General features: G+C 41.9%; 5 protein-coding genes and 1 pseudogene. 2 read left to right on the top strand and 4 right to left on the bottom strand.

Features of this window, described 5'->3' with window-relative positions:
* Window positions 1-395: 395 nt before the first annotated feature.
* Window positions 396-2,303 (bottom strand): 1-deoxy-D-xylulose-5-phosphate synthase, encoded by a 1,908-nt coding sequence (gene dxs / locus ACFE90_RS21945; protein ID WP_375504272.1) that lies wholly within the window; start codon window positions 2,301-2,303, stop codon window positions 396-398.
* A gap of 544 nt (window positions 2,304-2,847) precedes the next feature.
* Complete coding sequence (locus ACFE90_RS21940) at window positions 2,848-3,294, bottom strand: hypothetical protein (protein ID WP_375504270.1); 447 nt, start codon at window positions 3,292-3,294, stop codon at window positions 2,848-2,850.
* Between the two features lie 546 nt (window positions 3,295-3,840).
* Here ACFE90_RS21940 and ACFE90_RS21935 point away from each other — a divergent pair.
* Window positions 3,841-3,966, top strand: a complete 126-nt coding sequence (locus ACFE90_RS21935) for a hypothetical protein (protein WP_375504268.1) — start codon at window positions 3,841-3,843, stop codon at window positions 3,964-3,966.
* 241 nt (window positions 3,967-4,207) lie between these two features.
* Here the strand turns inward: ACFE90_RS21935 and ACFE90_RS21930 are convergent, their stop codons facing one another.
* Together ACFE90_RS21930 and ACFE90_RS21925 are read right to left on the bottom strand one after the other, a co-directional pair.
* Window positions 4,208-5,170 carry an aldo/keto reductase gene (locus tag ACFE90_RS21930; protein WP_375504266.1) on the bottom strand — a complete coding sequence of 321 codons (963 nt, stop codon included), beginning with the start codon at window positions 5,168-5,170 and terminating at the stop codon, window positions 4,208-4,210.
* A 552-nt stretch (window positions 5,171-5,722) separates the two neighbouring features.
* Window positions 5,723-5,914 (bottom strand): annotated as a pseudogene (locus ACFE90_RS21925) (DUF2811 domain-containing protein); the annotation flags it as partial.
* A gap of 488 nt (window positions 5,915-6,402) precedes the next feature.
* On the opposite strand from ACFE90_RS21925, the gene ACFE90_RS21920 reads away from it, so the two are divergent.
* Window positions 6,403-7,656 (top strand): MDR family MFS transporter, encoded by a 1,254-nt coding sequence (locus tag ACFE90_RS21920; protein ID WP_375504264.1) that lies wholly within the window; start codon window positions 6,403-6,405, stop codon window positions 7,654-7,656.
* Window positions 7,657-7,802 lie beyond the last annotated feature (146 nt).

The raw sequence follows: 7,802 nt of genomic DNA, 5'->3' as shown, positions 1-7,802 counted from the left end.
ACATAGCTTTGAGTCACTCCACTCAAAATTACATTAATATCATTTGTGCCTGTCAAGGAGAATTTGTAGTAATCGACTGGGTTTGCATTTGCTATAGCATCATTGTAGTTAAAAGATGTAAGAATCCCAATGTTTTGAGCAGTCGTGAATGTAGTTCCTGGCATATTTTTCCTTTTTTTAAATGCTGATCAACTTCACTCGTGGAACCCATCAAAACTAGAAAGCTATCAGTTGCTACTGCACTGATTATATTACTTAATTGATAGTATAATAATGCTGGTGATTAACAAGATTAAGTATACAAGGAATCGATCTACAAAAGTTAATTGGAGTTACATAAACGATCGCCCACACCTGAGTCACAAGTGTGGGCGATTTATTTTATAAAGAATTAGCTAAACAACAGCAGATACTTGCTGCTTAAAGAAAGCTTGCAACACTCTCTCTGCTATTTGATGGCTAGTTAAACCTAGTTCTGTTTTAGATTCATTGGGTTCAGCGTGATCTACTAATACATCTGGGACACCGAATCGCTTGACAGGAACGAGAATATCTGCATCTAGTAAAGCTTCAGCGATCGCAGAACCAAAGCCACCCATGACACAGCCTTCTTCTAAGGTGACAACGCGGCCGATTTTCTTAGCTAAAGGTAAAATCAACTCGGTATCCAAAGGCTTAACAAAACGGGCATTAATTACAGTTGCTTCAATGCCGTGTTCACTGAGAATTTCCGCAGCTTGCATTCCTGGATAAACCATTATGCCATAGCCGACGATTAACACGTCATCGCCTGTACGCAGAATTTCTCCTTTGCCGATTTCCAAAGGTTCCCAACCTTCTTCCATCAAGGGAACCCCGTAGCCATTGCCACGAGGATAGCGCATAGCGATCGGGCCACTGGTATGGTTAACGCCAGTTAATACCATGCGTTGCAATTCTGCTTCGTCTTTGGGTGCCATTATTACCATATTGGGAATGCAACGCAGATAAGCGATGTCATACATACCTTGGTGGGTGGGCCCATCAGATCCGACAATTCCTGCCCTATCCAAACAGAAGAATACTGGCAGGTTTTGGATGCAGACATCGTGAATTATCTGGTCATAAGCGCGTTGCAGGAAGGTAGAATAAATGGCGGCTACGGGGCGCATCCCTTGAGTTGCAAGTCCTGCTGCTAGAGTGATTGCGTGTTGTTCAGCAATGCCGACATCAATATATTGATTGGGCAGTTTGGCTTGAAGTTTATCCAAACCTGTCCCCGTTGCCATCGCCGCAGTAATCCCAATGATTTTGGGGTTTTGTTCGGCAAGTTTCACCAAAGTGTGAGAAAAGACTTTGGCATAAGCCGGGGGTTTGGGTTTGCTGGAAGGAATGGCTTTGCCAGTTGCTACGTTGAAGGGGCTTTGGGCATGATAGCCAACTTGATCTAGTTCGGCAATTTCATAACCTTTGCCTTTGACTGTTGATACATGTACCAAAACTGGGCCTGGTATTTGATGTGCCTGTTGGAAGGTGGCAATCAACTCTTCGAGATTATGCCCATCGACTGGCCCAATGTAAGTAAAGCCGAGTTCTTCAAAAACTGCACCTACCTTGGGAACAGCCAAGCGTTTCATGCCTTCTTTGATGCGTCCTAGTTCGGGAGACAGGGATTCACCCACGAAGGGAATTTGCTTAAATTGTTCTTCAAGATTATCTTTAATAAATTGCACCGGCTGGCTGAGGCGCATTTTGTTCAGATAGCGGGGAATCGCGCCGACGTTGCGAGATATAGACATGTCGTTGTCGTTGAGAACAACCAACAGGTTAGTTTTTGGCAAGTGTCCGGCATGGTTGATGGCTTCTAAAGCCATACCCCCAGTCAGCGCCCCATCCCCAATCACAGCAACGGCTTTAAATTTTTCTCCTTTTAAGTCTCGTGCTAAAGCCATGCCCAATGCTGCTGAAATACTTGTAGAAGCATGTCCAGCCCCAAAGTGGTCAAACTTGTTTTCACAGAGTTTGAGATAACCTGCAACTCCGTCTTTTTGTCTGAGGGTGTGGAAGCGATCGTATCGTCCTGTAAGCAGTTTGTGGGGATAAGCCTGGTGTCCTACATCCCAAATCACTTTATCCCGATCTAAGTCCAGCGTCTGGTAAAGTCCTAGTGTTAATTCTACAACACCCAACCCTGGCCCCAAGTGTCCACCATTAACTGCTACGGTTTGGAGATGCTTATCTCGAATTTGACGGGCAATCTGTTGCAGTTGGCGAACAGATAAACCGTGCAACTGATTAGGATGGGTGATTTCGCTCAGATGCATATTATAGGGTTTTCCTCTCTAACTTCAGGTTTTCGGTATTTTGATTTTCCCACAGCCGGGTTGTTCACATTATCAGACTCTTACATTGTTACTAAGTTGTAGCGGAAAGTATAACTTCGTAATTGATAATGGTGAAAAATTTGTTACACATTAACAATTCGTCCAAATAAGATTGAAATCAGTTAAACTCAAAGCCCATTTGTCAATAAGTGATGCTACTTAAAGATAGCTTTGGATTCGTATAAAAACAAGGGTTTCACCAGTAGTTCGCTGAAATTCCTTAACTAAATCACTCGCTTTAGCTAAACTCAGTATTCCTTAGTAAAATAATCTTTCTAAATTAATAATTATAAAATTTTGTCTTATTTCTGAGATAATTAGCAAATAATATGCAGATTAGAATCAAAGCACAAAGTTTATAAATTAATCTGTGCAATAAATTTAGACTTTCTTAAATTATTTGTAAACAGCAAGATTCCCGACTTTTTACATACAATAGTCGGGAATCTAAGGCTTTCGATTTGAACTAAATCAAATAGGATTACTATTTACCAAAAGCATCTTTGATGCTATCAACAGTACGCTCAACAACATTCTTTGTGTTGTCTACTGCTTCTTTAGTCCGAGCGGCATCTTCGTCTGCTCTTCTCTGAATTGTAGCTGCATCTTTTTTAGCTTTGCGCTCAACAAAACTACCATTGTCTGTTGCTTGATCAACTTTACTGGCGTTGCTCTTGGCAGCTTCCTTAACTTTATCTTTTGTATCTTCGATGAAATTTTTGGCTCGTCCAGCATCTTTACTGGTTTTTTCTTGAACTTTATCGCCTGCGTCTGATGATGCGATCAAGGTTGCAGTAGAAGCAGCCATTGCTGAAGTGTTCGATAAAAATGCCCCTTGCCAAACGAAAGCGATCGCTAACATACAAAACAGTGTTGTAGCCATCCAGCGTTTTACCGTAGAAAGCTGTTTTGTAAAATAATTCAGTCTCATAAAATACAATCTCATGTGATTTAGCATACTATTTTTACTTCATTTAGCTTATTAACCATATCTTTCTTTAGATAGAGGTTCTTGTGTCATTAGTTATTAAACGAATTCACTATTTTGATAGATTGAATTTGGAGTAAAGATTTTTCCTTGATAATTAAGGATTGAATTAGACAGTTCACAGTTTTTAGACATGAGCTTAGACGCGTAGCGACTTGTCGTTAGACATCGCGCTTAGAGAAAACTTAGCGATCGCTATTGAATTTATGCGGTTGGGACGCTTGCGTTCTGATTTTTTCTTCACTCTAGACAATTGGGCTTGATCGCTATCTAAGCCATACGCCCGCTTATCACCTCTTTTATCGCTAATACAGCATAATTTTAGATTGCGTAATATAGTTTGATTTATTCTTACTCACTTACTTAAGTAAAAAGAAGACCATAGCACGAATGTTGCTATAGTAAAGAATAAAAAATTTAACACCAACAATTTATTTATATTATATTTTTTTACATGACAAATATTCTTGGATAGCTGATCCAAATTATATGCCAGCAAAATTCCAAGCCACTCGAAGTGTTCAAAAATTTCTGCGTCCGCTTCCCTACGATCGCAACTTGCAACCTAAACTTGCCCGCAATGCTATTGCCCAGGCTTTTGGACAAGCAACTTAATACTTTACCTAACCGTAAATAACGCTTTTAAGACACTTCCAAATAAAAAATATCCCATCGCTTTTAGGGCAGGGCAGCAGGGGGAGGAAAAATCGTTTTGATTCCAAAAATTGGATAATTTATTTTTGGAGTTCTCTAAAAGGTTATATCTTGACTCATTAATTGAGCGGGCAAACGGTTTAATACTCCCCCGACTGTTAAAATTTTGCAAGTCTTTCTAACACGCTCTTGCGTTCGCTCATCACGCTGACATCAATTGCTGAAGGCGCTGTGGCTCCTCTCCTAGCCAATCTGGATTTTGGGCAGTGCTATCGAAAATTGATGAGGTTTTGAAAGGCTCAAACTCGCCGCGTAATGCCGCTTCTGCCGTTTTTGCTAAAAGCGATCGCACCTGCTCGGCATTCATTGGCTGGAACGTCCGTACTGCTTCAAAAGTTTGCTCTAGAATCTCCATGCTGTCAATTCCGGTAATCACAACCGATGTGGGCAGATTCAAGGCATAGTGTAAACATTCAATTGGCGTTACAGTATTTGACCGTAAAATAATACCGTTTGCCAAGCTTTTCATTCCCAGAACGCCGATGTTTTGTTTAACCAGTTCTGGCACAACCAGCTTTTCAAAGCTCCGGTAGTGGGCATCCATCACATTGAGCGGCATCTGCGCTGTATCAAATTTAAACCCGTTAGTGGCTGCAACTTCCAGCATGTGCAGATGAACAGATGGGTCTTTGTGCCCAGTAAAACCAATATATCGGAGTTTGCCAGCTTTCCGTGCCTCAATCAAAGCAGCATTCGCCCCTTCTTCGTCAAAAACTCGATGTGGGTCTTCGTGCCGAAGGATTTCGTGGTGCTGAACGAGATCGATGCAATCAACTTGCAGGCGTTGGAGTGATTCGTCTAGCTGTTTTGCGGCTGCTTTTTTAGAACGACCATCGATTTTCGTCATTAGGAACACTTTGTCTCGATAGCGATCGCGCAGCGCCTTTCCCATGCGAATCTCGCTGACTCCATCGTTGTAATCCCAACTGTTATCCATAAAGGTAATGCCACGATCAATGGCTGTTCTAACAATTCGGATACCCAGTTCCTCATCAACGTGCTTCAAGGCGATGTGCCAACCACCCAATCCAATGGCGGAAACTTTTTCTCCTGTACTGCCGAGAACTCGATATAGCATTTCTGAATTTGACGTAGTTCCTGCCATCTATTCTCCAAGTCTTTCAACTATTACTTCATATATAGCTATGTGGCAATTCAAACACAAGGGCAAGTTGAGAATATCTTGCTGAAGATACACTTTTCAACCCGATCAGGAAATTATTGAAGAAGCCAAAATACCGATGGCAATTTGGAATGTGTAAGATAAAGAATTGAATGCGTGAATTTCGAGAAGCTACTTCACATCAATGCACAGCTATGCGCTTTTAGTAACGTGTTTGTATTCAAAATAAAACCGTTATATAACAAGTACTAACGGTCAGCTAATATATTCGATTCTTGTCTCAATTCTAAATTTTGCACTATTACCAACTAGTTTTGGCAACAAGAGAAACTATTGGAACCTCTTTAAGGATCAGAATCTACTGATCTTTTTTGTTGTAATATTACCCCGATATGAGTAATCGCTTTGGTTCAAAATCCCATTGATGGGGCACGGTTTGCCGTGCCCGTATTAGGGCTTCTATACCAGTACCTATGGGGTGTCTAGTAAATTAGCTGTTGCGGGTGAGTCGGTACAAGGCATTTTTACTGTGGAGTGGTGGAACAAAGTTTCCAGATAGACTCGAGCAGCACGGCGATCGCTATCTCCATTTTGGAGTAAAAACAATGATAACGCCGCCGTCAATACTCTGTTTTCATCCCAATCAGGATGGGTTTCTAAGTAGTTTTTTAAGGATTCGTGGAGTGTTTCAGGAATTTCTGTAAAGATGCTAACCGTTGCTTTCATGAGATTTTCCTCCTATGAGGATAATCAAGAGGGACAAATTGCTTGCGCTGAAGCGGCTTAGAGCTACTTTACACGCTCTTTCGCCAGCCCGCCAATCTACGCTTACATCTGGTGGTAATATATTTTACACATTTGATGCCAACGGTTGAACGGATTACAAAAGCAAGCCGAATCATTGTGCGCCAAGAGGGGGTGGGTTTGTCAATGCTGCGAAATGTTAAAAACGAGTGTATAAAAAATAAATGCGAACGCAATAATCAGCATTTAAAGCCATTTTTTGTTACTTTACTTTACAAGAACTCAGTCCTTTAAGTTCCTTGCCACTGTTAATCAACAATCCCCAACAAGAGAGTAAGAAGCCCATTAGCTCGTAGAGAACCTGTGGAAAACTGTTAAAATCCCTGTGGAAACCCTGTGGAATGAGTGAGAAAAATAGCAGCCAATGATAAGAATTACAAAAATGTCACGGAACCATAACATTTAAACTCATGAAATTAGCTTCGCAATCGCAGTTATCGTCGTGGCTGCCCTCGATACATCCCCAGGTATGGATTTTTGCAATTGGTAGATTTCTGTCGGAAGTTGGCACCGGCTGTACCCTGTTTTATGCCCCCATCTTTTTTGTCAATCACGTTGGTTTATCTGCAACCAGTGTTGGGGTAGCCTTGGGTAGCGCTTCGATTTCCGGCGTTGTAGGGCGGATTGTAGGTGGTTCTTTGGCTGATTCTGAACACTGGGGACGCCGCCGCACTTTGTTGCTAGCCACGGCGATTTCCGCAATTGGTTCTCTGGTTTTAGCTGCAACCAATAATTTTACGATTTTGGTAATCGGTAGCTTGATTAGCGGTTTAGGGATAGGTTTCTATTGGCCTGCTGCTGAATCTGTTGTTGCTGACGCTAGCCAGATTGACAATCGCCGCGAAACTTTTGCGATCGCTCGACTAGCTGATAATCTTGGGTTAGCGATCGGAATTATGCTGGCTGGGTTTTTTATTGCGATCATTGGGAGTTATCGATGGCTATTTGTTATTGATGCCATCTCTTTTTTGGTGTTTTTTGGGGTTGTCTATGTAGGAATTAGTGAAACTGAACAGCAGATAGAGGAATCTGAAAAGACGGAACTTTTGGCTTCTTGGATGGCAGTATTAAGCGCTCGCCGTTTCCTGGTCTACATAGCAGTTAATATATTCTTTACAATCTATATTTCTCAAATCCACAGCACCCTGCCCCTTTACTTCAAAAACTTTGTTATAAAAAGTACTAGTGAAGGATTTGCTCAAACTACGATTAGCGTTTTATTTGCTTGGCATCTGGTGTTCGCCATAATCTGTCAGTTGCCTGTCACTAGCATCTTAAAACGCTGCTCTCACACACTCGCGCTCACTGTTTCCGCTATTCTCTGGGCAATTGGTTTTGGCCTGATTTGGGTAAGCGGCACTGCCCCATCTCATCATCTGGTTTGGGTAATCTTAGCATTGGGAGTATTTGCTGTGGCGATTGTCTCCTATACCCCATCTGCTGCTTCTTTAGTGACGGAGTTAGCCCCGGAAAATCAACGCGGCGTTTATTTTTCCATCAACGCTTTGTGCTGGGCTGTTGGCTCTTTTATTGGTCATCCCTTGGGTGGATGGGCATTAGATCAACCACAAATTATTACCAATAGTTACTGGCTATGCTTCATATTGAGTGTAGCGATCGCTGTGGCAATTTTACAATACCTGAATCGAATTTTAGCTGAGTAGGGGCGCACATCTGTGCCCTTATTTAGGCAGGGGAGCAGGGGGAGAAAGAATACTGGAATTTTCCTGCAAAAAGGGTTTCATATCAAGTCCGGTTAATCACTTATGATTACCGCATCTGTGCAAAAATCGGAAAAGCCTCTTTCCCC

Source organism: uncultured Nostoc sp. (genome assembly GCF_964245445.1).
Classification (GTDB): Bacteria; Cyanobacteriota; Cyanobacteriia; order Cyanobacteriales; family Nostocaceae; genus Nostoc.
Note: the sequence above shows the minus strand (reverse complement) of the source record. Positions and strands in the feature narration are given on the sequence as shown.

Excerpts from the sequence above, each read along its gene's own strand:
- dxs (WP_375504272.1), bottom strand. The coding sequence starts at position 2,303 with ATGCATCTGAGCGAAATCACCCATCCTAATCAGTTGCACGGTTTATCT.
- ACFE90_RS21940 (WP_375504270.1), bottom strand. The coding sequence starts at position 3,294 with ATGAGACTGAATTATTTTACAAAACAGCTTTCTACGGTAAAACGCTGG.
- ACFE90_RS21935 (WP_375504268.1), top strand. The coding sequence starts at position 3,841 with ATGCCAGCAAAATTCCAAGCCACTCGAAGTGTTCAAAAATTTCTGCGT.
- ACFE90_RS21930 (WP_375504266.1), bottom strand. The coding sequence starts at position 5,170 with ATGGCAGGAACTACGTCAAATTCAGAAATGCTATATCGAGTTCTCGGC.
- ACFE90_RS21920 (WP_375504264.1), top strand. The coding sequence starts at position 6,403 with ATGAAATTAGCTTCGCAATCGCAGTTATCGTCGTGGCTGCCCTCGATA.